The organism is Streptomyces sp. NPDC051636, assembly GCF_044453765.1.
In the GTDB taxonomy this organism is placed as follows: domain Bacteria; phylum Actinomycetota; class Actinomycetes; order Streptomycetales; family Streptomycetaceae; genus Streptomyces.
Genome location: NZ_JBITDA010000005.1, coordinates 83,013 through 105,504, shown reverse-complemented (window position 1 = coordinate 105,504; position 22,492 = coordinate 83,013). Strand labels below are relative to the sequence as shown.

Here is a 22,492-nt window from a genome sequence, read left to right as displayed (position 1 = left end):
CTCGTCCGTATGGATGAGCGGGGTGATGCAGTGGCCACGAGACGACCGAGGTGACCCATGGACCAGGAGGCCGAAGGCAGCGCGCAGGACGCCCGGAGCGTGCCCGTGTGCTACCGGCACCCGGACCGCGAGACCGGCGTCCGCTGTACCCGCTGTGAACGCCCCATCTGCCCCGAGTGCATGGTCAGCGCCTCGGTGGGCTTCCAGTGCCCCGAGTGCGTGCGCGGCGGCTCCGGCACGGGCCAGGCTCCGGCCGCGTCCCGGCCGCGTACGGTCGCGGGGGGCACGGTCACCGCGGATCCGCGGCTGCTCACCAAGCTGCTGATCGGCCTGAACCTGGCCGGGTTCGTGGCGCAGCTGTCCCTCGGTGACCGTCTCACCGACCGGTTCGAACTCCTCGGCCAGGCGTACGTGCCGGTGCTCGGCTCGGTCGAGGGCATCGCCCAGGGGCAGTGGTACCGGCTGCTGACCGCCATGTTCCTGCACGGCGGCTACGTCCACATTCTGTTCAACATGCTCAGCCTGTGGTGGATCGGCGGCCCCCTGGAGGCGGCCCTCGGCCGCGCCCGCTACCTCGCCCTCTACTTCGCCTCGGGCCTGGCCGGCAGCGCGCTCACCTATCTGATCGCCGCGCCCAACCAGCCCTCGCTCGGCGCGTCCGGAGCGATCTTCGGTCTCTTCGGCGCGACCGCCGTACTGATGCGCCGGCTCAACTACGACATGCGGCCGATCATCGCCCTGCTGGTGATCAACCTCATCTTCACCTTCGGGTGGAGCGGCATCGCCTGGCAGGCCCACATCGGCGGCCTCGTCGCCGGTGTCGCCGTCGGCTACGCCATGGTCCACGCCCCGCGCCAGAGGCGCACGCTGATCCAGTACGGCAGCTGCGCGCTGGTGCTGGCCGTGGTCGTGGTCCTGACGCTGGTCAGGACGGCTCAGCTCAGCTGATACCGAACCGTTGTCCACAGAAAGTGCCGGATCTTGTGCACACTGTGCGACAACAGCTGCGCCCCCTGCCGCTTAGGTGTGTTTCACCAGGTCAGCAGGGGGCGAACGTACTTGCGGGAGCCGGTAGGTCAGTCATACCGGCGTCAACGTCCGACGGGTTATCCACAGATCGTCGTTTCTTTTCCCCACCGTGTGGACAACGGTTGTGGATAACTCAGCGGATAGCCCTGGGCAGAGCTGCGTTCACCGGGAAGCAGCCGCTACTTCCACTGTGTGGAGACACCGAATCCCGCGGCGATGAAGCCGAAGCCGACCACGATGTTCCAGTTGTCCAGCTTGTCGATCGGCAGCGAACCGTCGGTCACGTAGAAGACGACGATCCAGGCCAGGCCGATGAGGAACATCGCCAGCATGACGGGCGCGACCCATGCGCGGTTGTTCAGCTTGATGGCCGTGGCCTGCTTCGACGGCGGCGGCGTGTAGTCGGCCTTCTTGCGGATACGTGACTTCGGCACGAGGGTCTCTCCTGTCGATGCGCTGCGTGGCCGCGCAGGTAATGGGGCGGGCTCCGGGGCAACGTCCGCGGGGCCGTGCACAGGGGCGCAGTGGGCTCCCCCGGGCGTCCGTTAGCGTAGTGCTTCCGCGGCGCCGAAGGAGATAAGGGTACGTTGAGCAATTCTGCCGACTCCCCCGGGACGGGATCAATGGGCTCCAGCCCTGCCCGCGGGCCCCGTTTCCGGCCGGTGCGGGTCTTGACGGCCGCCGTCTTCGCGCTCGCCGGGCTGATCTTCTTCACCAGCTTCAACACGGCCAAGGGCACCGACATCCGTACGGACTCCTCCTTGCTGAAGCTGTCCGACCTCATCCAGGAGCGCAGCCACAAGAACAAGGGGCTGGACGATTCCAACGCGGCCCTGCGCGACGACGTCGAGGCACTGGCCGAGCGCGACGACGGCAGCAGCAAGGCCCAGGACCAGAAGCTGTCCGGGCTGGAGAAGAACGCGGGGACGCAGAAGCTCAAGGGCAAGGCGATCAGCGTCACCCTGAACGACGCCCCGCCCAACGCCACCGCCAAGCTCCCCGGCTACCCCGAGCCGCAGCCCGACTACCTGGTCATCCACCAGCAGGACCTGCAGGCCGTGGTGAACGCGCTCTGGCAGGGCGGCGCCAAGGGCATCAAGGTCATGGACCAGCGGCTGATCTCCACCAGCGCCGTGCGCTGCGTCGGCAACACCCTGATCCTCCAGGGCCGCGTCTACTCACCGCCGTACAAGATCACGGCGGTCGGCGACCCGGCGAAGATGCAGAAGGCGCTCGCGGACTCCCCGGCGATCCAGACCTACATGGTCTACGTCAACGTCTACGGCCTCGGCTGGAAAGTCACCGAGGACGGGACGGTGACTCTGCCCGGCTACTCGGGCACAGTGGATCTGCACTACGCGAAACCCGTCGACTAGTACCTGTAGGTGCCCTTCCAGGAGCCGCCGGTGCGCGTGATCGTCAGGACCGTCAGCGAGCTCTGCATCACCGTCGGTACCCTGATCGTGCTGTTCGTCGTCTATGTGCTGTTCTGGACCGGCGTCAAGGCCGACAGCGAGATGGACGACCAGATCGACCTGCTGCACCAGCAGTGGTCGAAGGGGGCCGTGCACCCCACGGCCGCCGCGTCCCGGGCTCCGGAGGAGCCGGCGTCCTACAAGTACGGCAAGCCCTTCGCGATCATGTACATCCCGCGGCTCGGTTTCACGTGGAACAAACCCGTGCTCGAGGGCACCGGCACCGGCGTGCTGAAGAAGGGCCTCGCCCACTACGCCCGCACCGCGCGGCTGGGCCAGAAGGGCAACTTCGCCGTCGCCGGTCACCGGCGCACCTACGGCGACCCCTTCCAGGCCTTTCCCACTCTGCGGCCCGGTGACGCGGTGGTACTGACGGACGGAACCACCTGGTTCACGTATCGGATCGACAAAGGGCCTTACAAAACGGTTCCGAGCGATGTTGAAGTGATCGACCCTGTGCCACGTAAGTCGGGGTACACGCGTCCGGGCCGGTATCTGACGCTGACCACGTGCGATCCCGAATGGGGGCACAGTCACCGGCTGATCGTCTGGGCGCACATGGCCTCCACACAGCCTGTGGAGGCAGGCGAACCGAAGGCTCTGCGCCGTTAGTCTGGTGCTGTACGGCGTGAGTCTGGTGCCGTGGGTGGAACGGAAGGGACGGCATGTACGGCTGGATCTGGCGGCATCTGCCGGGAAGCGTGTGGGTGAAGGCGCTGATCTCACTCCTGCTGGTCCTGGCCGTGGTCTACGTCCTCTTCCAGTACGTCTTCCCCTGGGCCGAACCGCTGCTGCCCTTCAACGATGTGACGGTGGACAACCAGTGAGTGCGCGGATTCTCGTCGTCGACAACTACGACAGCTTCGTCTTCAACCTGGTCCAGTACCTGTACCAGCTGGGCGCCGAGTGCGAGGTGCTGCGCAACGACCAGGTGTCGACGGCGCATGCTCAGGACGGCTTCGACGGCGTGCTGCTCTCGCCGGGGCCCGGTACGCCGGAGGAGGCGGGCGTGTGCGTGGACATGGTCCGGCACTGCGCCTCGACCGGTGTTCCCGTCTTCGGCGTCTGCCTGGGCATGCAGTCGATGCAGGTGGCGTACGGCGGTGTGGTGGACCGCGCACCCGAGCTGCTGCACGGCAAGACCTCGCTGGTGGAGCACGAGGGCAAGGGCGTCTTCACGGGCCTGCCCTCGCCCTTCACCGCGACCCGCTACCACTCGCTGGCCGCCGAGCCGGCGACGGTGCCGGCCGAGCTCGAGGTGACCGCCCGTACGCACGACGGCATCGTCATGGGCCTGCGCCACCGTGACCTCCCCGTGGAGGGCGTGCAGTTCCACCCGGAGTCGGTGCTGACCGAGCACGGGCACCGGATGCTGGCCAACTGGCTGGTGGAGTGCGGCGACCAGGGTGCCGTGGCGAGGTCGGCGGGGCTCGCCCCGGTGGTGGGCAGGGCCACGGCGTGACCGCGCTGCGCCCCGAGCGCGAGGACTCGTACGGCGGTGCGTCGTACGAGTCCTACGGCATGCCGCCGTACGATCCACCCCTCGGTCAGCCCGTCGACCCGCTCACCGATCCGGCCCTCGTTCCGCCCGTCGCCATCGACGACGAGACGGTGGCGTTGCGGATACCGGAGCCACCGCCCCTCGCTGCCTCCGGGGCCTCTTCAGTCACGACTGGCACCAGAACCCCACCCGGCGGCCGTGCGGCCCGCAGAAGGGCCGCCAAGCGGCGTGGTGGGCGCCATGGCGGTGCTCGGGAGACCGCGCAGAAGCCGTCGGACACCTCCAAGCCCCGGGCGCCGCTCTCCCGAGTCGAGGCCCGGCGTCAGGCGCGGGCGCGCAAGCCGAGCCCGGCGGTCGTGGCGAGCCGGGCGATCGGTGAGGTGTTCATCACCACCGGCGTGCTGATGCTGCTGTTCGTCACCTACCAGCTGTGGTGGACGAACGTCCGGGCGCACGCGCAGGCCGGCAAGGAGACGAGCAGCCTGCAGGAGGACTGGGCGAGCGGCAAGCGTGCACCGGGGACCTTCGAGCCGGGACAGGGCTTCGCGATCCTGCACATCCCCGAGCTGGACGTGGTCGCGCCGATCGCGGAGGGCGTCAGCAACAAGAAGGTGCTCGACAAGGGCATGGTCGGCCACTACGCCGAGGGCACGCTGAAGACGGCGATGCCGGACGCGAAGACCGGCAACTTCGGGCTGGCCGCGCACCGCAACACGCACGGCGAGCCGTTCCGGTACATCAACCGGCTCCAGAAGGGTGACGCGGTGGTCGTGGAGACGCAGGACAGGTACTACGTCTACAAGATGACCTCCATGCTGCCGGTGACGTCCCCCGCGAACACCAGCGTGCTCGACCCCGTCCCGAAGGGGTCGGGCTTCACCAAGCCGGGCCGCTACATCACCCTCACCACGTGCACGCCGGAGTTCACCAGCAAGTACCGGCTGATCGTCTGGGGCAAGATGGTCGAGGAACGGCCGCGCAGCAAGGGCAAGCCGGATGCGCTCGTCGAGTAAGGGCAGATGAACAGTGGCAGCGACCGCCGACGACACCGAAGAGAACACGGACGCGCCCGATTCGGCGTCCGCACCGCGACGCCGGGGCACCGGCCGGATCGCCACGGCGGTCAGCGTCTTCGGTGAACTCCTCATCACGGCGGGCCTCGTGCTCGGCCTCTTCGTCGTCTACTCCCTGTGGTGGACGAACGTCATCGCCGACCGCACGGCGCACAAACAGGCCGACAAGGTCCGCGACAACTGGGCCCACGACTCCGGCGGCCCCGGCGCGCTGGACACCAAGGACGGCATCGGCTTCCTGCACGTCCCCGCGATGAAGAACGGCGAGGTCCTGGTCGAGAAGGGCACGTCGACGAAGGTCCTGAACGACGGCGTGGCCGGCTACTACACGGACCCCGTCAAGGCCACGCTCCCGACCACCGGCAAGAAGGGCAACTTCACCCTCGCCGCGCACCGCGACGGCCATGGCGCCAAGTTCCACAACATCGACAAGGTGAAGAAGGGCGACCCGATCGTCTTCGAGACGAAGGACAAGTGGTACGTCTACAAGGTGTACGCCATCCTTTCGGAGACCTCGAAGTTCAACGTGAAGGTCCTCACCCAGGTCCCGGAGGAGTCCGGCAGGAAGAAGCCGGGCCACTACATCACCCTGACGACCTGCACGCCGGTGTACACCTCCCGCTACCGGTACGTGGTGTGGGGCGAAATGGTCCGCGTGGACAAGGTGGACAGCGAGCGGACGCCGCCGAAGGAACTGCGCTGAATCATCTGACGCTGAAGCATCCGCACTGAAACGAGTGGGCCCCTGCCGGACAGTCCCGGCAGGGGCCCACTCATGTCGGGGTGCGGGTCAGCCGCTGGGGCCACCGAAGATGTTGGTGCCGCCGTTGTTGTTGCCGCCGTTGTTGTTGCCGCCCTGGCCGACCGCGACCAGGTTGACCGAGGTGCCCTGGTCCACCGTGGTGCCCGCGCTCGGGTCCGACGTGAAGACGATGGAGTTGTCGTCCTGGGATCCGGAGATGTTGCCGACCTGGAGGCCCGCCTGCTGGAGCAGCTTCTTGGCGTCCTTCAGGGTCTGACCCTGAAGGTTCGGAACCTGCGTCTGCTGAGTCTGCTTTGCCTTGCCGATGTTGATCGTCACCGCGGAGTTCTTGCTCAGCTGGGTGCCCGCCTCCGGCGAGGTCGAGATGACCTTGCCGACCTTGGTGGGGTCGTCGGTCTCCACCTCGGCACAGGTGCCGACCAGGTTGTTGGCCGTCATCTGGGCCTTGGCCTCGTCGCACGACTTGTCGAGAACATCGGGCACGGTCGCCTTGTCCTCGGCCTTGGCGACGGTGAGGGTGATCGTCGAGTTCTTCGCGACCTCGGTGTCGCCGGCCGGGTCCTGGTCGATGACGACCCCCGGCGTCTGGTCGGACACCTCGGTCTTCTGCTCGACCTTGAAGCCCTTTTCCTCGAGCTGGGACTCCGCCTTGTCGTAGGTGAGGCCCTTGACGTCGGGGACCGTGACCTTCGACGGGCCCGTCGACACGACCAGCGTGACGGTGTCGTTCTTCTTCACGTCCGTGCCCGCGTCCGGGTTCTGGTCGCAGACCGTTTTCTTCGGCTTGTCGCAGGCCCTCTTGGTGATCGAGACCTTCAGGTCGACGTTCCTGGCCATCCGCTCGGCGTCGGACTGCGTGTGGTTGACGAAGTTCGGCGCCTCGAAGGACTCGTCCGCCGCGTTCTTCCCGCTGAACGCCCACTTCCCGATCAGAATCGCGCCGACCAGCACCAGGATCCCCGCGATCACGAGAAGGATCGTGGAGGTGTTGGACTTCTTCTGGCGGCGCCGGTCGGGGCGGTCGTCGTAGCCGTAGCCGCCGTCGTCCGGGTTCATCGGCGGCAGCATGGTCGTGGCCCCGGCGCCCGCGTCCGAGCGCAGCGCGGTGGTCGGCTGGTCGTCGGGGTAGCCGCCGTAGCCGACGGAGCCCATCGCCGCCGTCGCCGCGACCGGCTGGCCGTCGAGGCAGGCCTCGATGTCGGCGCGCATCTCGTCGGCGGACTGGTAGCGGTAATCGGGGTCCTTGACCAGCGCCTTCAGGACGATGGCGTCCATCTCGGGCGTGATCTCGGGGTCGAAGACGCTCGGCGGCTGCGGTTCCTCGCGGACGTGCTGGTAGGCGACGGCCACCGGGGAGTCGCCGACGAAGGGGGGCCGTACCGTCAGCAGCTCGTAGAGCAGACAGCCGGTCGAATAGAGATCGGACCGGGCGTCGACCTGCTCGCCCTTCGCCTGCTCCGGCGACAGGTACTGCGCGGTGCCGATGACCGCCGCGGTCTGCGTCATGGTCATCCCGGCGTCGCCCATCGCGCGGGCGATGCCGAAGTCCATCACCTTGACCTGGCCGTTGCGGGTCAGCATGACGTTGGCCGGCTTGATGTCGCGGTGGACGATGCCGTTGCGGTGGGCGTACTCCAGGCCCTGGAGGATGCCGATGGTCATCTCCATCGCGCGCTCCGGCAGGAGCTTGCGGCCGCTGTGAAGAAGCTCACGGAGCGTGGAGCCGTCGACGTACTCCATCACGATGTACGGGATCGAGACCCCGTCGATGTAGTCCTCGCCCGTGTCGTAGACCGCGACGATCGCGGGATGGTTGAGCGAGGCGGCCGACTGGGCCTCCCGGCGGAACCGGGCCTGGAAGGACGGGTCGCGCGCGAGATCCGCGCGCAGCGTCTTCACCGCCACGGTGCGGCCCAGGCGGGTGTCATGAGCGAGGTAGACCTCGGCCATGCCACCACGGCCGAGCACCTGGCCCAGCTCGTACCGGCCGCCGAGGCGACGCGGCTCTTCCATAGTTCCCTACCAGCCCTCTCCGTCGGTCCCGGCCGTCACGTGTGTGTACGGCCGGAGGCTGCCGTCCGGGCCTACCGTACCCGGCTCGCTTTGTGTGACCTGGCCAAGCCCGTCACCCGATACAGGACCGGTATCGCAACGTGCACCGATGTGAAGGGGACGTGAGCGGAGTCACTTCTTGGAGTTGATGACCGCCTCCATCACGCTCTTGGCGATCGGCGCCGCGAGGCCGCCGCCGGAGATGTCGTCGCGGACCGCGTTGTCGTCCTCGATCACCACGGCCACGGCGACCGGCGAGCTGCCGTCGGGGAGCCTGGCGTAGGAGATGAACCACGCGTACGGGTTCTCGCTGTTCTCGACGCCGTGCTGGGCGGTACCGGTCTTGCCGCCCACGGTCACGCCGTTGATCCGCGCCTTCGTACCCGTGCCCTCCTTGACGACCGTCTCCATCATCGACTGCAGGATCTGGGCGTTCTCCGCGGACAGCGGGCGGCTCAGCTCCTCCGGGCTGGTCTTCGCGACCGGGTCGAGGCCGGAGGACTGGAGCACGTCGACCATGTACGGCTTCATCAGCTTGCCGCCGTTGGCGACGGCGGAGGCCACCATGGCCATCTGCAGCGGGGTCGCGGCGGTGTTGTACTGGCCGATCGAGGACAGCGCGGTCTGCGACGAGTTCATGTCGTCGGAGAACACCGAGGCGCTGGAGCGGACGGGCGTGAACTGCTCGGAGTCGAAGCCGAACTTCTTGGCCTCGGCCAGCATCTTGTCGTTGCCGAGGTCGGCGCCGATCTTGCCGAAGACGGTGTTGCAGGAGTACCGCAACGCGACCCGCATCGTCGCGTTCTTGCAGGGGATGCTGCCCTCGTTCTTCAGCTCGGTGGTGGTGCCCTTCATGATGTACGGCAGCGGCGAGTCGGTCTTCTCGTCGGCCGAGGTGTACAGCCCGTTCTCCAGCGCGGCCGCCGCGGTGACCACCTTGAAGGTGGAACCGGGCGGGTAGGTCTCGCGCAGCGCCCGGTTCAGCATCGGGTCGTTGGGGTTGTACTTCTTCTGCAGCTTCTTCCAGGCCTTGGCATCGGTGGTCGTGGAGTTGCCGGCGAAGGTCGACGGGTCGTACGACGGGTAGGAGGCCAGCGCCAGGATCTTGCCGGTGGACGGCTCGAGAGCGACCACGGCCCCCTTGCCGCCCTGCTGCTGCAGGCCGCTGTACGCGGCCTTCTGCGCGGCGGCGCTGAGGGTGGTGACGACGTTGCCGCCCTGCTGCTGCTTGCCCGTGATCATGTCGAGGGTCTTGCGGAAGAAGAGCCGGTCGTCGTTGCCGGTGAGGATGCCGTCCTCCAGGGACTCCAGCTGGTTGGCGCCGAAGGCCTGTGAGGCGTAGCCGGTGACCGGGGCCCACATGGGGCCGTTCTTGTAGGTGCGCTTGTACTTCAGGTCGCCGTTCTTCGTCTCGACGGACCCGGTGATCGGGTCGCCGTCGACGACGATGTCGCCGCGCGGGGTGGAGTAGCGGGCGATGGTGACGCGGCGGTTGGCGGGGTCGTCCTTGAGGCTGTCGGCCTTGACGTACTGCAGCCAGTTGTCACGGATGAGCAGGGCGAGGACGAGGAGGCCGCAGAAGATCGCGATCCGGCGCAGGGGCTTGTTCACGGGCGGACCACCTGGGTCATCTCGGCGTCGGGGTTGGATGCGGGGGCCGGGGCCGGGCGGCGTGCGGTGTCGCTGATGCGGATCAGTACGCCGATGAGCGCCCAGTTGGCGATGACGGAGGAACCGCCGTACGCCAGGAACGGCATCGTCATACCGGTCAGCGGGATCAGGCCCATCACACCGCCGGCGACGACGAAGACCTGGAGGGCGAAGGCGCCGGAGAGTCCGATGGCGAGCAGCTTGCCGAAGGGGTCGCGGGCGGCGAGGGCGGTGCGCACGCCGCGCTCCACGATCAGGCCGTAGATCAGCAGGATCGCCATGACGCCGGCCAGGCCCAGCTCCTCGCCGAAGGTGGCGAGGATGAAGTCGGAGTTGGCGGCGAACCGGATGAGCTCGGAGTGGCCCTGGCCGAGGCCGCTGCCGAGGGTGCCGCCGGAGCCGAACGCCCACAGCGCCTGCATGGCCTGCTCGGAGTGGATGCCGCTGGCGCCCGAGCGGCTCAGGTTGTACTCGCGCATCGGGTCGAGCCAGGCCTGGACACGGGTCTGGATGTGCGGTTCGAAGCTCGCCACGCCGACGGCACCGGCCGCGGACATCAGCAGACCGAAGACGATCCAGCTGGTCCGCTCGGTGGCGACGTACAGCATGATGACGAACATTCCGAAGAACAGCAGTGACGTACCGAGGTCGGTCTCGAAGACCAGGATGAGGATCGAGATCGCCCAGACGACGACGATCGGGCCGAGGTCACGGCCACGCGGCAGGTACAGGCCCATGAAGCGGCGGCTGGCCAGCGCCAGCGCGTCCCGCTTCACCATCAGGTAGCCGGCGAAGAAGACCGCCAGCACGATCTTGGCGAACTCACCGGGCTGGATGGTGAAGCTGCCGATCTGGATCCAGATTTTGGCGCCGTAGACGTTGGCGCCGAGGCCGGGAACCAGCGGGAGCAGCAGCAGGAACAGCGCGCCGACCATGGAGATGTAGGTGTAGCGCTGCAGGGTGCGGTGGTCCTTGAGGAAGATCAGCGCGGCCACGAAGAGCGCGATGCCCAGCGCCGTGTAGATCAGCTGGTTGGTCGCCTTGCCGCCGGCCACGCCGAGCGACTGCAGCAGTTTGGACTGGTCGAGGCGCCAGATGATCACCAGGCCGAGCCCGTTCAGCAGCGTGGCCAGCGGTAGCAGCAGCGGGTCCGCGTACGGGGCGAACTTGCGTACGACGATGTGGGCGACGCCGGCCAGGAGGCCGAGGCCCAGGCCGTAGCTCAGCAGGCCGGCGGGTACCTGGTCGTTGATGGCCAGGCCCACGTTGGCGTAGGCGAACACCGGGATGGCGACGGCGAACGCCAGGAGCGCGAGCTCGGTGTTGCGCCGGCTCGGTGCGCCGATCGAGCCGATGGTGGACGTGTGGTGCGTCGACGGGTTGGTAGTACTGCTCATCGTGTGACAGGGCCTCTCACGGCTTGCCTACTGCTTACTGCACTGCGAGACGACCTTCTGCTCATCCTCCGAGAGAGTGGGGCCGGGGCTGGGAGTGGCGGTCGCTGAGGGGGACGCGGGCTTCGAAGGAGACGTCGAGGAAGGTGCCGACGACGACGGGTTCGGGGTCGGCGAGGCCTTGGACGTGAACGAGGTGCTCGTGGTTCCCGTGGTGCCGCCGGCCTTGCCCTGGCCGGTCCTGGAGCTGTTCTTGTCGCCGGCCGTCCGGCGCTCGGCCTGCTTCTTGCAGGCGGAGGCCTGCACGGCCAGCTCGTCGATCTTCGACCGGGCGTTCTTCAGGCCGCCCTCCGCGATCGTGTTCTTGACCTGCTTCTGCTGGTAGGGCGGCAGGTACTTGAGTTCGATCTCGGGGTGGTCCTTCTCCACCTTCGACAGCGACACCCAGGCCAGGTCCTGGCTGATGCCGCGGTACAGCGCCACATGCTCGTCCTTGACGCCGACGTAGTACTGCGTCTGGGTCCAGCGGTAACCGCCGTACAGGCCGCCGCCGATGACCGCGAGGGCGAGGCTGCCGTACAGGGACCGCTTCAGCCACCTGTGCTTCTTGCGCGGCTTGACGAAGTCGTCGTCGGTGTAGTCGCCGAAGCTGCCGGCGGGGATGTAGCCGGTGGTGTCACCGCTGCCGGGCGGGCCGAACTCGCCGCCGCCCTGGCCCTGTCCCTGGCGGCCGAGGCCGGAGGCGCGGCCGGCCGGGGTCTGCATGATGCCGTTGTCGTGCAGGTGGTGCTGGTTCTCGGCGACGGCGCCGACCACGACCGGGGTGTCGGACAACTGCCCGGCGAGGGTGTCCCCGGTGTCCAGGTCGAGGACGTCGGCGACGATGACGGTGATGTTGTCGGGGCCGCCGCCGCGCAGCGCGAGCTGGATCAGCTCCTGCACGGTCTCCTGCGGGCCCTGGTAGCTGGCGAGGGTCTCCTCCATCGTCTGGTGGGAGACGACGCCGGACAGGCCGTCGGAGCAGATCAGGTAGCGGTCGCCGGCCCGGACCTCGCGGATGGACAGGTCGGGTTCGACGTGGTCGCCGCTGCCGAGGGCGCGCATGAGCAGCGAGCGCTGGGGGTGGGTGGTGGCCTCTTCCTCGGTGATCCGGCCCTCGTCGACGAGCCGCTGGACCCAGGTGTGGTCCTGGGTGATCTGGGTGAGGACGCCGTCGCGCAGCAGGTAGGCGCGGGAGTCGCCGACGTGGACGAGGCCGAGCCGCTGCCCGGTCCACAGCAGGGCGGTGAGGGTGGTACCCATGCCCTCGAGCTGCGGGTCCTCCTCGACCATGGAGCGCAGCTGGTCGTTGGCGCGCTGCACGGCGGCGCCGAGCGAGGTGAGGATGTCGGAGCCGGGCACGTCGTCGTCGAGCGTGACGAGGGTGGAGATCACCTCGGAGGAGGCGACCTCGCCGGCCGCCTGGCCGCCCATCCCGTCGGCGATGGCGAGCAGGCGCGGACCGGCGTAACCGGAGTCCTCGTTGCCCTCCCGGATCATGCCCTTGTGCGATCCGGCGGCGAAGCGCAGTGACAGACTCATGCGCACCTCGCCCGTCGGCTCCGGGTACAGCCGGTCGTGTCGAGCCACACTGCCCACCCTCCGGTCGGGAGCGCGCCGGGGGCCTTGGTGCGGTCCGCCGCTGCGTGCTCGCTCCGCTCGCTCATTGTCGTACTACTTCCGCAGCTCGATGACGGTCTTGCCGATGCGGATCGGCGCACCCAGTGGGATCGGCGTGGGTGTCGTCAGCCGGGACCGGTCCAGGTACGTGCCGTTGGTGGAGCCGAGATCCTCGACGATCCACTGGCCACCCTGGTCCGGGTAGATCCTGGCATGACGGCTGGAGGCGTAGTCGTCGTCCAGCACGATCGTGGAGTCGTGGGCGCGGCCCAGGGTGATGGTCTGCCCCTGGAGCGCGACGGTGGTGCCGGTCAGGGTGCCCTCGGTCACGACCAGCTTGGTGGGGGCGTTGCGGCGCTGCCGGCCGCCGCCCTGCTGGCCGCGCTGGGGCGGGGGCGCGGCCTGCTGCCGGGCCGCCGCCTGCTGCGGGCGCGCGGCCTCCCTGCGCGATCCGCGCTGGGTGACGCGCGTACCGAACAGGTCGCTGCGGATGACCTGCACGGCCACGATCACGAACAGCCACAGTACGGCCAGGAAACCCAGCCGCATGACCGTGAGGGTCAGCTCTGACATTGCCCCCGCTTCACCCTTCGGCTTGCCTATAGATAACGGTGGTACTGCCCACGACGATCCGCGAGCCGTCGCGGAGCGTAGCGCGGGTGGTGTGCTGCCCGTCCACCACGATGCCGTTGGTGGAGCCGAGATCCTGGATCGTCGAGGGCGTTCCGGTCCGGATCTCGCAGTGCCGGCGGGAGACGCCAGGGTCGTCGATCCGCACGTCGGCGTCGGTGCTGCGGCCCAGCACCAGCGTCAGGCGGGAGATCTGGTGGCGGGTGCCGTTGATCTCGATCCAGTAGCGGGTGCGGGCGCCGCTCATCGGGGCGGCCGCGGGCCGCTGGGTGGCGGGCTGGGGGTAGCCGTACCCGCCCGGGCGGGCGCCGGGGGGCGGCGCGGCCGGCATGGGCGGGGCCGCGGCGGGCGGCGGGTAGCCGTAACCGCCGGGGGCACCGGGGACGGGGCGGGCGGCGGGCGGAGCCGCCGCGGGAGCCTGCTGGTTGCTGGAGGAGGCGAGCGTGCGGCTGCGCACCCGGTACAGGCCGGTGTCGAGGTCGTCGGCCTTCTCCAGGTGGACCTTGATCGGGCCCATGAAGGTGTAGCGCTGCTGCTTGGCGTAGTCGCGCACCATGCCGGCGAGCTCGTCGCCGAGCTGGCCCGAGTAGGGGCTGAGGCGCTCGAAGTCCGGCGCGCTCAGCTCCACGATGAAGTCGTTGGGGACGACCGTCCGGTCGCGGTTCCAGATGGTGGCGTTGTTGTCGCACTCCCGCTGGAGCGCTCCGGCGATCTCCACGGGCTGGACCTCGGACTTGAACACCTTGGCGAAGGTGCCGTTGACCAGACCTTCGAGACGCTGCTCGAACTTCTTCAGGACTCCCATGGGGCACCTCCTCCGTCGCTGCCGTCCTGCCTTGCCGTACTGCTGTTGCGTACTGCCTTACCTGGTACTGCTTACTGATCGTATCCACGCGCCCGGCAAACAGCCGGTTCCCCCAGCGGCTCCCCTTCGAACTCCTCTTGTCAAGGATCGTAGAGGGGCGTGAAGACCAGTGTCCCGCACCTGGCTGTGGACCCGGTCCGCCTCCTGGGGAGATGGCCGGGACCGGTACGAGGTTGATACGTGAACCGGCACTGCTCGATACACGGGCCGGGGGCCCCGGACGCCGGGAACGGATGTGAATCCACCCTGTCCGGCGTGCTAATGTTCTGCGTGTCGCAAGGGGCCGGCCCAGCGGGGCCGGAACCGGAGGACACACCCAATGCGCGGGTGGCGGAATAGGCAGACGCGCTGGATTCAGGTTCCAGTGCCCGCAAGGGCGTGGGGGTTCAACTCCCCCCTCGCGCACAAGGGAGCACCGACGAAAGTGCTCTAGCTGCACCGACGGAATGGTCGGCATCGTGATTACGGTGCCGACCATTCCTCTTTTCTGCGTGCTGTGACGCTTGTCTCTGGGCATGCCGGAGCGGACCGTCGAGGACTGGGTGGCCTCCGGCGGTCCGCGTTGTGTTCTGGATCTTCGATTGGGCTCTGCTCAGTGTGTGCGTTGTGTGAGGAGGGTCTCGGGCCTGGGTGATGTGGCGTGAACCGCCGGTTCGACGAGCTGTGGCGTCCCGGCAGCCGGCCCAGGATCTGCCGCTTCGCTCCGCCGAACTGCTCGGACGTGGAATGCGCGACGGGATTCTCGACCATGGAGGACCGGACGCTCGCGGACGACACCCTGGTGCTGACCGTGGCCCACGACCTCCTGGCCACACCGGAGTGGCAGATCGTCAAGGCCCTCGACGAGATCGAGCTCTACGAACCCGATCTGCTGGTGGTGGACCCGGCGCACTTCGCCTTCCTGACCAGGTGGGCGCGGCGGCTCGGCCGCAGGATCACCTCGCCGGGCCGGCTGCACGTGGTGTGCGGATACACCCTCATGACGCGGGTGGCGCGGCGCCAGATCGAGGAGTTCATGGGCCCGGACCTGCCGATCGGCGACATGATCGGCAGGTCCGAGCTCGGCTACCTCGGGTTCGAATGCCACCACGGGATGCGGCACATCAACGACCGTGACTTCCATGTGGAGTTCGTCCGCGACGGCGAGCCCGTCGCCGACGGCGACACGGGCGAGCTGTACGTCACCACCAAGGACGACGCACTCGTCCCGCATCCGGTACGCCACAGGGGACGACTTCACGCCCCTGGGCAGCGCCTGCGGCCGCGGCAGCGAGCTGCCGCTCGTGCGGATCGAGGGCCGTGCCACCCACATGATCCAGCTGGTGGACGGCCGTGTCGTCACGCCGGGCGCCGTCGACGCCCTGGTCGGCGACGCCCCCGGCATCGACGTCTACAAGCTGGAACAGGACCGGACCGGTGCCTGCACCTTCCGGTACATCCCCAACGCCGACGCGCGGACCGACGACACCGCCGCGCTCGCACACCGCCTGACCGAAGCCCTGGCACCGAATCCGCTGCGCGTCGAGGCTGTCGACCACATCGCCAGTGAGCGCAGTGGGCGCAGCACCGGGGAACGCGCAGTGCGGCGGACTTCGCCGAGGCGAGCAGCGACCGCGCGAAATGGTCGATCTGTACGCCTGCGTCGAAGCAGTGCTCCCGGGTGACGTCCGCCCCTGTGGCTTGCAGGAGCCTGGCCACCACGTCTCCCACCGCCGCCGCGCTCAGGGGCGACAGCCTCCGGAGAACCTGGTGAGCCGATGACTGCGCTGGTTATGCTGCCCTGTCTTGTCAGGCCGAAGAGGAACGGCATCATGAGCGGCACCTCGTTACCCTTTCCCGAGCGGATTGAGCTGACAGGGGAAGGTCTCGTCCTGCGCGACTGGACGGAAGCAGACCTGGCCGCGATGCCGGATTTGTTCGACCACCCCGACATCGCGTACTGGACGCCGATGGTCTCACCCTTCGATGAAACGGCCGCTCGCGCACGGCTGGGCCGGGACCGGCAACTGCGGGCGGAGGGCACGACCATCCTGCTCGCCATCACCGTTGATGGCCGCGCGCCGCTCGGCGAGGTGATGCTGCGGCGCGTCCCGGAGGGCGCAGAGATCGGCTACGTGATCGGCCCGGCGCACCGCGGTCAGGGGCTGGCTGCACGAGCGGTGCGGGTGATGGCTGCGTATGCCTTCGAACAATTGGCGGTGGGAAAAGTGATCTTGGAGCTGGAAGCCGAAAACGCCGCAAGCGTCGCCGTGGCCACCAAGGCGGGCTTCAGACTGCTCGACGTCCCACTGATCGAGGGGGAGGAGAAGGGGCGGCCCTATGCCCTGCAGACGTGGGGCCTGCTGCCGGCCTTCTGACGCTGTTCAGGTGAGCCCTTGGCCGGCACCGTGCTCTGCGCGCTGCTGACCAGGGATGCGGGGAATCCCTGGGGGGAGCGTGGGAAACGATCTTCAGATGTCCCGGTGTCGTCCCTGACCAGCGAGTTCCGTCGGTGCCCCACAAGAGGCGACAGGCTCATCGTGATCACGATGAGCCTGTCGCCGTTTGTAGGGAACTGCCATGCGGTGTGATGAGTCTCTCAGGCCGCCCGGCGGCGCACCGCGAGTGCGGCCGGTACGACGGAGGCCGTCACCGCGAGCAGTGCACACGCGCCCACGGTGGTGCCGAGTGCGGCCCAGGGGAGGCGGACGGCGGCCGGTGCCGGCAGCAGGTGCAGGGCGGCGCCGAGGCCGAGCAGGCTGGGGGCGGTGACCAGCAGGCCGAGGAGGCCGCCGATCGCGGCCACCGTCAGTGCCTCCGCCGCCACCAGCCGCAGCGCCTGGGCCCGGGTCGCCCCGGTCAGGCGCAGGACGGCCAGGTCGCGCAGCCGGTCCGAGGCCGCCATCACCGCCGTGTTGGCCACGGCCACACCGGTGTGGAGCACGGCGGTGTCCAGCACGAGGAGGAGCCCGGGGCGGGTGGTGCGGTCGGTGACCGGGTAAGCCGCCCGCAGCCGCTGCTCCTTGGTCAGTACCCGCCCGCCCGGGCCGCGTACGGCCGTGCGCAGGCCGGCGGCCACGGTGCGTGCCTCGGCGCCCCGCGCGAGGGCGACGTCGCCCCGGTCGACCGGTGCGCCGGCGTTGCGCGGGGTGACGTAGACCCCGTTGTCACCGGTGCCGGTGGTCATGACGGCGACGATCCGCAGCGTCCTCGGCGTGCCGTCGCCGAGCCGGACCCGGACGCGCTTCCCGACGGTGCGCCGCCACCACTCCTGGTTGACGATGATCGAGCCGTCGTCGAGGCCGGCGATGCGTCCGGCGGCCAGTGGCAGCCGGGTGGTGGCCGCCGGCCGAGCCCGATCGGCGGCGCGGGCCTCGGACCTGATCAGGGCCACACCGTCCTCGACGACGTACACCGCGCTCGAGGCGGACGCCGACACCTCCCGTGCCGGGCACCGCGCGGAGACGGCGCAGCGTCACACCGGGTGGCCTCCGTGCCGCCGGCCGGCATCGCGCCGTGGGTGGAGCCAGGGTGCGGGTGCGTCTCAGTGCGATCGTGCGCGGCGATCCGGCCCGCGTCCGCCCCGGTCGGCTCGCCGGTGAGGCGGCCGTCGACGAGGAAGGCCACGCGGTCCGCGGAGGAGGCGGCCACCGGGTCGTGGGTGACCATGACCACCGTCCGGCCCTCCCGGTCGAGGCGGCCGTCGGCGAGCACATCGGCGGCATCCTCACCAAGCTGGAGCTGCCGCCGGCGGAGCCGACGCACCGGAGGGTGCTGGCGGTGCTGGCGTCTCTGCGCGGGTGAGGCCCGCTGAGCGGCGAGTTTTCCACAGGCGCGGAGTTGTCCACAGGGTCTGACGCGTTTCGGCCACCGGTTGTACCGTCAGCACGCATTGGTGTTCTTGATGTTCGGACGAGTGGGTGCGGGGGAGGCGGTCGCGATGACCGAGACCGTGGCGGGAGCGGCGGGGACGGAGGCGGGGGCGACGGATACCGGCGTGGCGCGTCGGCTCCCCCGGGTGCGCGGGTTCGCCGACTGGCCGCCGAAGGGTTCGCCGAAGGAGGAGGGCAAGTCGCTGCGGACGAGCGTCCCGCGCCGGGCGCACAGCGCCCTCGACCTCGACGGCTCCCGCCCGGACGCGGTGAGTGCCGTCGAGGAGTCGGGCCGCGGCCGCATACCCGAGCTGACGCCGATCCGGGTGGGCCGGATGGCGGCGGCCCCGTTCGCCTTCCTGCGCGGGTCGGCGGGGCTGATGGCGTACGACCTCGCCCGCACCCCCACCACCCGCATAGGCACCCAGATATGCGGTGACGCGCACGCGGCCAACTTCGGCCTGTACGGGGACGCGCGCGGCGGTCTGGTCATCGACCTCAACGACTTCGACGAGACGGTGCACGGCCCCTGGGAGTGGGACCTCAAGCGGCTCGCCGCCTCGCTGGTGCTGGCCGGCCGGGAGGCGGGCGCCGACGAGGACACCTGCCGCCAGGCGGCGCACGGCGCGGTGGGCGCCTACCGGCGCACCATGCGGCTGCTGGCCAGGCTGCCGGTGCTGGACGCCTGGAACGCCATCGCGGACGAGGAACTCGTCTCGCACACCGACGCGCACGACCTGCTCGGCACCCTGGAGCGGGTCTCGGAGAAGGCGCGGGCCAACACCAGCGGGCGGTTCGCGGCGAAGTCGACCGAGGCCTCCGAGGACGGCGGGCGCCGCTTCGTGGACGCCCCGCCGGTGCTGCGCCGTGTCCCCGACGCGGAGGCCGCGGCGGTGGCGGCGTCCCTGGAGGACTACGTCTCCACCCTCTCCGAGGACCGCCTTCCGCTGCTGGCCCGCCACGCGGTGCACGACGTGGCGTTCCGCGTGGTCGGCACGGGCAGCGTGGGCACCCGCTCGTATGTCGTGCTGCTCCTGGACCACCGTGGCGAACCGCTGGTCCTGCAGGTGAAGGAGGCCCGCCCCTCGGCGCTGGTCCCGCACCTGGCGACGGCGGGTTTCGAGCCGCCGTCGGTGGACCACGAGGGCCGCCGGGTGGTGCTGGGCCAGAAGCGGATGCAGGTCGTCAGCGACATCCTGCTGGGCTGGACGACGGTAGACGGGCGCCCCTTCCAGGTACGGCAGTTCCGCAATCGCAAGGGCAGCGTCGACCCCGCCGCGCTCGCCGCCGACCAGATCGACGACTACGGCCGTATGACCGGCGCCCTTCTGGCCCGCGCCCACTCCCACAGCGCCGACCCGCGCCTGATCGCCGGCTACTGCGGCAAGAACGAGGAACTGGACGAGGCGATGGCCGCGTTCGCCGTCGCCTACGCCGACCGCACGGAGGCGGACCACGCGCACCTGGTGGCGGCGGTGCGGTCGGGGCGGATCGCGGCGGAGCTGGGCGTGTGAAGTACGTCGAGCTGAGCGGCGGGGAGAGCGGGGACTTCATCGATCCCCGCCCTTATCTGGCGCGGTTGCCCGGTCTCGCGGAGAGCCTGCCGCCCGGGGCCCGGGCGTTCGCCACCGACCCCGAGCACTACGCCTTCGGTGGCAGGCGCTGTGTGAAGGACCTCCAGCCGCAGGAGGTGCGCCGCGACGCCGACGACACCCTGGAGATCCGCTTCCGGCACAACTGCTTCAAGCACGACGAGGACCTGGTCATCCGCTACACGGGCGTCTCGCGTTTCCAGTCGGACGTCCTGGGCTCCTGCGACCCGGCCTCCCTCGGCGACGTGATCATCGACGAGATCCTCCCCCACCCCGACGGCTGCACCCACGAGCTCTCCTGCCGCCAGGGCACCCTCGTGGTCGCCTGCCGGGACCTGGTGGCTCGGTGGGTCGCGGCGGACTGTCCGGAGGCCGCGGACCCGTCCGGGGTGGGTTGAGCGCCGGGCCACCATGGCCGCTCCGGCCGTGGCCTACGCTGGTCGGGTGACGACCCCGGAAGCTGAGCAGTCCCAGCCGCCCCGGCCCGAGGAACGGCTGGAGCGGGCGGTGCGGGCCGCCGAGCAGGCCCTGATCGAGTACGAGATCGCGGTGGAGACCTTCCGCGTCGAGGTCGAGAACTTCTCCCGGTTGCACGAGCAGCGGCTCGGCCCGATGTACGCCCGGCTGGAGGAACTGGACGCGCGGATCGCCGAGGCCAGGGCCGCTCGCACCGGCGATCCCGAGGACATCCGCCGGGCCGACGAGGCACGGGCCCGGGTGATGCCCATCCCCGGCGTGGAGGAACTGCTGCACGGCTGGATGGACGGCGACGGCCTGCTCTCCGAGGCCGTCGCGATGCTCACGGACCAGGCGGTACGGCCTCCGCAGCGGGTCCGCCCCAGCGAGGAAGCCCGCAAGCTCTACCGCGAGCTGGCCCGCAAGTCCCACCCTGATCTGGCGCAGGAGGAGGCCGAGCGGGGGCGGCGCGAGGAGTTCATCACCCGCGTCAACGCCGCCTACGCCCGCGGCGACGAGGCACTGCTGCGCGAGCTGGCCGAGGAGTGGGCCGCGGGCCCGGCTCTCGCCGAGCGGCTCCCCAGCCCCGCCGAGGAGCTCTACGCCCGCCTGGAGTGGCTCGCCCAGCGCAAGGAACTGCTCACCCTGGTCGCCCGCGAACTGGAGGACAGCGCGATCGCCTCGATGCTCCGCCTGGCCCCCGACGATCCCGACGCCCTCCTGGAGGAGATCGCCGAGAGGCTCCGCAAGGACGTGGCGGAGCGCGAGGCGGAGCTTGCGGCGCTGCTCGCCCAGGGGTAGCCGGGCTCGGCTCCCGGGCCCCTTCGGGTAGCGTCGGACGCATGAGTTTCGGAGCTGGTGTGCCCACGGTCGAGGTCGCGGACCTCAAGGACGGTGACTTCCTGCTGGACGTCCGCGAGGACGACGAGTGGCAGGCGGGTCACGCCGAGGGGGCACTGCACATCCCCATCAGCGAGTTCGTGGCCCGGTACGGCGAGCTGACCGAGGCGGCCCCGCAGGACGGCCGGGTCCACGTGATCTGCCGCTCCGGCGGCCGTTCCGCCCAGGTCGCGATGTACCTGGTCCAGCAGGGCATCGACGCGGTGAACGTGGACGGCGGCATGCAGGTCTGGGCGGCCGCGGGCCGCCCCGTCGTCACCGACGAGGGCCAGCCGGGGTACGTCCTCTGAGGGGTGGGGGGGGGGGGGGGGGGGGGCCCCCGGGGGGGGGGGCGCCGCCCCCCCCCCCCCCCCCCCCCCCCCCCCCCCCCCCCCCCCCCCCTAGCCCCCGCGTGCGGCCCGGTCAGCCCAGCGCATGGGCCGCCAGCAGGTCCCCGAGCGCCTCCTCGTAGGCCGCCGCCGGGCCGAGCGACAGCTCCAGGTGCTTGGCCCAGGCGTGGTACCGGTGCAGGGGGTAGTCGGTGTCCGCGCCGAACCCGCCGTGCAGGTGCTGCGCGGTCTGCACGACCCGCCGTACGCCCTCAGCGGCCCAGATCTTGGCCACGGCGACATCCCCGGCGGCGGGCAGCGCGCCCTGTGCCCCTGAGTCGATCCGCCAGGCGGCCTGCCACAGGGTGGCCTCCATGGCCCGCAGGTCGATGTACCGGTCGGCGGCCTGTACGGCGACTGCCTGGAAGGTGGCGATCGGGTGCCCGAACTGCTCCCGCTTGCCGGTGTACTCGCTGGTCATCCTCAGCACCCGCTCGCCCAGCCCGAGCGCGAGCGCGCACGTACCGGTGGCCAGCCGCGCCCGCAGCCACTCCCAGGCGCCGTCGGCCTCGATGACGTCCCCGGCCGCGATCCGAGCGGACTCCAGGCGCACCTCGCCCAGCCGCTCCCCGCTGGTGGACACCTGCTCGGCGAGGACGACTCCCCCGTGATCGCGGGGCACCAGCGCGAGAACGGTCCGGTCGGCGTCGGTGTGCGCCGGTACGACGACGAGGTCGGCGTCGTACGCCCACGCCACCCCCGTCTGCACCCCGTCCAGCACCCACGTCCCGCCGTCCCGCCGTGCGGTCACGGCGAGTTCGGCCGGGTCGTGGCCGGTGCGGCCGTGCGCGGCGACGGTGAGCACCAGCTCGCCCCGCCCGGCGCGCGGCAGCAGCGCGGCCCTCAACTCCTCGTCGCCGTAGGCCTGCACGGCTGCCGCCGCCGCGCTGCTCTCCAGCAGCGGCACCCGCGCCAGCACCTTCGCGGACTCCCGCAGCACCAGGCACAGCGCGATGGCGTCCAGTCCCGCGCCGCCGTACTCCGTGTCGAGCAGCAGGCTCAGCAGGTCCGCGTCGGCGAGCCTGGACCACAGCGCCCGGTCGAAGCCGTCGGCCACGGCACCCGTGGTGAGCGCGGGGCTCGGCACCGCGTCCGGCGCCACCCCGGCGAACACACCCCTGGCCGCCTCGGCCGCCGCCAACTGCTCCTCGGTGAAGGTGAAGTCCACGGTCCTGTCCTCCCGGCGGATCCGCCCGTCCGGCGGTGCTGATCTGACGGTCCGTCAAGATAGAAC

23 protein-coding genes, 1 tRNA gene and 2 pseudogenes are annotated in these 22,492 nt (G+C 70.0%); 15 read left to right on the top strand and 11 right to left on the bottom strand.

Annotated elements, in window-relative coordinates; translation table 11 throughout:
- Nucleotides 1-57 precede the first annotated feature (57 nt).
- Nucleotides 58-948: a rhomboid family intramembrane serine protease gene (locus ACIBBH_RS12075; protein WP_399404139.1), complete on the top strand. Its 891-nt coding sequence runs from the start codon at nucleotides 58-60 to the stop codon at nucleotides 946-948.
- 260 nt (nucleotides 949-1,208) lie between these two features.
- Here the strand turns inward: ACIBBH_RS12075 and crgA are convergent, their stop codons facing one another.
- Nucleotides 1,209-1,463: a cell division protein CrgA gene (crgA, locus tag ACIBBH_RS12070; RefSeq protein WP_399404138.1), complete on the bottom strand. Its 255-nt coding sequence runs from the start codon at nucleotides 1,461-1,463 to the stop codon at nucleotides 1,209-1,211.
- A gap of 153 nt (nucleotides 1,464-1,616) precedes the next feature.
- On the opposite strand from crgA, the gene ACIBBH_RS12065 reads away from it, so the two are divergent.
- The 6 genes from ACIBBH_RS12065 to ACIBBH_RS12040 are packed head-to-tail and all read left to right on the top strand — an operon-like array spanning nucleotide 1,617 to nucleotide 5,781.
- Nucleotides 1,617-2,405, top strand: a complete 789-nt coding sequence (locus ACIBBH_RS12065; RefSeq protein WP_399404137.1) for a DUF881 domain-containing protein — start codon at nucleotides 1,617-1,619, stop codon at nucleotides 2,403-2,405.
- A gap of 30 nt (nucleotides 2,406-2,435) precedes the next feature.
- Entirely contained in the window at nucleotides 2,436-3,116 is a 681-nt protein-coding gene (locus tag ACIBBH_RS12060) for a class E sortase (RefSeq protein ID WP_399404136.1), read from the top strand.
- 53 nt (nucleotides 3,117-3,169) lie between these two features.
- Nucleotides 3,170-3,331: a hypothetical protein gene (locus ACIBBH_RS12055; protein WP_399404135.1), complete on the top strand. Its 162-nt coding sequence runs from the start codon at nucleotides 3,170-3,172 to the stop codon at nucleotides 3,329-3,331.
- A complete protein-coding gene (locus ACIBBH_RS12050) occupies nucleotides 3,328-3,966 on the top strand; it encodes an aminodeoxychorismate/anthranilate synthase component II (protein ID WP_399404134.1) in 639 nt (212 codons plus the stop codon). The genes ACIBBH_RS12055 and ACIBBH_RS12050 overlap by 4 nt, the downstream gene beginning before the upstream one ends.
- Nucleotides 3,963-5,018: a class E sortase gene (locus ACIBBH_RS12045; RefSeq protein WP_399404133.1), complete on the top strand. Its 1,056-nt coding sequence runs from the start codon at nucleotides 3,963-3,965 to the stop codon at nucleotides 5,016-5,018. Before ACIBBH_RS12050 ends, ACIBBH_RS12045 begins: the two co-directional genes overlap by 4 nt.
- Nucleotides 5,019-5,031: 13 nt before the next feature.
- Nucleotides 5,032-5,781, top strand: a complete 750-nt coding sequence (locus tag ACIBBH_RS12040; protein ID WP_399404132.1) for a class E sortase — start codon at nucleotides 5,032-5,034, stop codon at nucleotides 5,779-5,781.
- An 87-nt stretch (nucleotides 5,782-5,868) separates the two neighbouring features.
- Here the strand turns inward: ACIBBH_RS12040 and pknB are convergent, their stop codons facing one another.
- The 6 genes from pknB to ACIBBH_RS12010 all read right to left on the bottom strand — a co-directional run bounded on the left by pknB (nucleotide 5,869) and on the right by ACIBBH_RS12010 (nucleotide 14,031).
- Complete coding sequence (pknB, locus tag ACIBBH_RS12035; protein ID WP_399404131.1) at nucleotides 5,869-7,854, bottom strand: Stk1 family PASTA domain-containing Ser/Thr kinase; 1,986 nt, start codon at nucleotides 7,852-7,854, stop codon at nucleotides 5,869-5,871.
- Between the two features lie 171 nt (nucleotides 7,855-8,025).
- Nucleotides 8,026-9,504 (bottom strand): peptidoglycan D,D-transpeptidase FtsI family protein, encoded by a 1,479-nt coding sequence (locus tag ACIBBH_RS12030; protein ID WP_399404130.1) that lies wholly within the window; start codon nucleotides 9,502-9,504, stop codon nucleotides 8,026-8,028.
- Nucleotides 9,501-10,940: an FtsW/RodA/SpoVE family cell cycle protein gene (locus ACIBBH_RS12025; RefSeq protein WP_399404129.1), complete on the bottom strand. Its 1,440-nt coding sequence runs from the start codon at nucleotides 10,938-10,940 to the stop codon at nucleotides 9,501-9,503. Before ACIBBH_RS12025 ends, ACIBBH_RS12030 begins: the two co-directional genes overlap by 4 nt.
- A gap of 27 nt (nucleotides 10,941-10,967) precedes the next feature.
- Complete coding sequence (locus tag ACIBBH_RS12020; protein ID WP_399404379.1) at nucleotides 10,968-12,518, bottom strand: Stp1/IreP family PP2C-type Ser/Thr phosphatase; 1,551 nt, start codon at nucleotides 12,516-12,518, stop codon at nucleotides 10,968-10,970.
- Nucleotides 12,519-12,650: 132 nt separating this feature from the next.
- Nucleotides 12,651-13,169 (bottom strand): FHA domain-containing protein, encoded by a 519-nt coding sequence (locus ACIBBH_RS12015; RefSeq protein ID WP_399404128.1) that lies wholly within the window; start codon nucleotides 13,167-13,169, stop codon nucleotides 12,651-12,653.
- 10 nt (nucleotides 13,170-13,179) lie between these two features.
- A complete protein-coding gene (locus tag ACIBBH_RS12010) occupies nucleotides 13,180-14,031 on the bottom strand; it encodes an FhaA domain-containing protein (RefSeq protein WP_399404127.1) in 852 nt (283 codons plus the stop codon).
- Between the two features lie 381 nt (nucleotides 14,032-14,412).
- Here ACIBBH_RS12010 and ACIBBH_RS12005 point away from each other — a divergent pair.
- Nucleotides 14,413-14,496 (top strand) — tRNA-Leu (locus ACIBBH_RS12005).
- 450 nt (nucleotides 14,497-14,946) lie between these two features.
- On the opposite strand, the gene ACIBBH_RS12000 is transcribed toward ACIBBH_RS12005, so the two are convergent.
- Nucleotides 14,947-15,108, bottom strand: coding sequence for a hypothetical protein (locus ACIBBH_RS12000; protein WP_399404126.1), 162 nt, complete (start codon nucleotides 15,106-15,108; stop codon nucleotides 14,947-14,949).
- Between the two features lie 104 nt (nucleotides 15,109-15,212).
- Here ACIBBH_RS12000 and ACIBBH_RS11995 point away from each other — a divergent pair, with 104 nt between their 5' ends.
- Together ACIBBH_RS11995 and ACIBBH_RS11990 are read left to right on the top strand one after the other, a co-directional pair.
- Complete coding sequence (locus ACIBBH_RS11995) at nucleotides 15,213-15,755, top strand: hypothetical protein (RefSeq protein ID WP_399404125.1); 543 nt, start codon at nucleotides 15,213-15,215, stop codon at nucleotides 15,753-15,755.
- 147 nt (nucleotides 15,756-15,902) lie between these two features.
- The gene (locus ACIBBH_RS11990) at nucleotides 15,903-16,448 is read left to right on the top strand and encodes a GNAT family N-acetyltransferase (protein WP_399404124.1); all 546 of its coding nucleotides are present in this window, start codon (nucleotides 15,903-15,905) and stop codon (nucleotides 16,446-16,448) included.
- A gap of 221 nt (nucleotides 16,449-16,669) precedes the next feature.
- Here the strand turns inward: ACIBBH_RS11990 and ACIBBH_RS11985 are convergent, their stop codons facing one another.
- Complete coding sequence (locus ACIBBH_RS11985) at nucleotides 16,670-17,509, bottom strand: ABC transporter permease (protein ID WP_399404123.1); 840 nt, start codon at nucleotides 17,507-17,509, stop codon at nucleotides 16,670-16,672.
- A pseudogene (locus ACIBBH_RS11980) lies at nucleotides 17,455-17,766 on the bottom strand (hypothetical protein); the annotation flags it as partial. The pseudogene ACIBBH_RS11980 and the gene ACIBBH_RS11985, both read right to left, overlap by 55 nt.
- Here ACIBBH_RS11980 and ACIBBH_RS11975 point away from each other — a divergent pair.
- The 5 genes and pseudogenes from ACIBBH_RS11975 to ACIBBH_RS11955 form a co-directional block, all read left to right on the top strand.
- Nucleotides 17,764-17,874: pseudogene (locus ACIBBH_RS11975) on the top strand (DNA-binding response regulator); the annotation flags it as partial. The pseudogenes ACIBBH_RS11980 and ACIBBH_RS11975 sit on opposite strands and share 3 nt — an antisense overlap.
- 136 nt (nucleotides 17,875-18,010) lie before the next feature.
- A complete protein-coding gene (locus ACIBBH_RS11970) occupies nucleotides 18,011-19,456 on the top strand; it encodes a DUF2252 domain-containing protein (protein WP_399404122.1) in 1,446 nt (481 codons plus the stop codon).
- Nucleotides 19,453-19,932 (top strand): hypothetical protein, encoded by a 480-nt coding sequence (locus ACIBBH_RS11965; protein ID WP_399404121.1) that lies wholly within the window; start codon nucleotides 19,453-19,455, stop codon nucleotides 19,930-19,932. Before ACIBBH_RS11970 ends, ACIBBH_RS11965 begins: the two co-directional genes overlap by 4 nt.
- A gap of 46 nt (nucleotides 19,933-19,978) precedes the next feature.
- On the top strand, nucleotides 19,979-20,791 hold the full coding sequence (locus tag ACIBBH_RS11960) for a hypothetical protein (RefSeq protein WP_399404120.1): 813 nt from the start codon (nucleotides 19,979-19,981) through the stop codon (nucleotides 20,789-20,791).
- A gap of 59 nt (nucleotides 20,792-20,850) precedes the next feature.
- On the top strand, nucleotides 20,851-21,180 hold the full coding sequence (locus ACIBBH_RS11955; RefSeq protein ID WP_399404378.1) for a rhodanese-like domain-containing protein: 330 nt from the start codon (nucleotides 20,851-20,853) through the stop codon (nucleotides 21,178-21,180).
- 112 nt (nucleotides 21,181-21,292) lie between these two features.
- Here ACIBBH_RS11955 and ACIBBH_RS11950 read toward each other — a convergent pair whose 3' ends face one another.
- A complete protein-coding gene (locus tag ACIBBH_RS11950; protein WP_399404119.1) occupies nucleotides 21,293-22,426 on the bottom strand; it encodes an acyl-CoA dehydrogenase family protein in 1,134 nt (377 codons plus the stop codon).
- Between the last annotated feature and the right edge of the window lie 66 nt (nucleotides 22,427-22,492).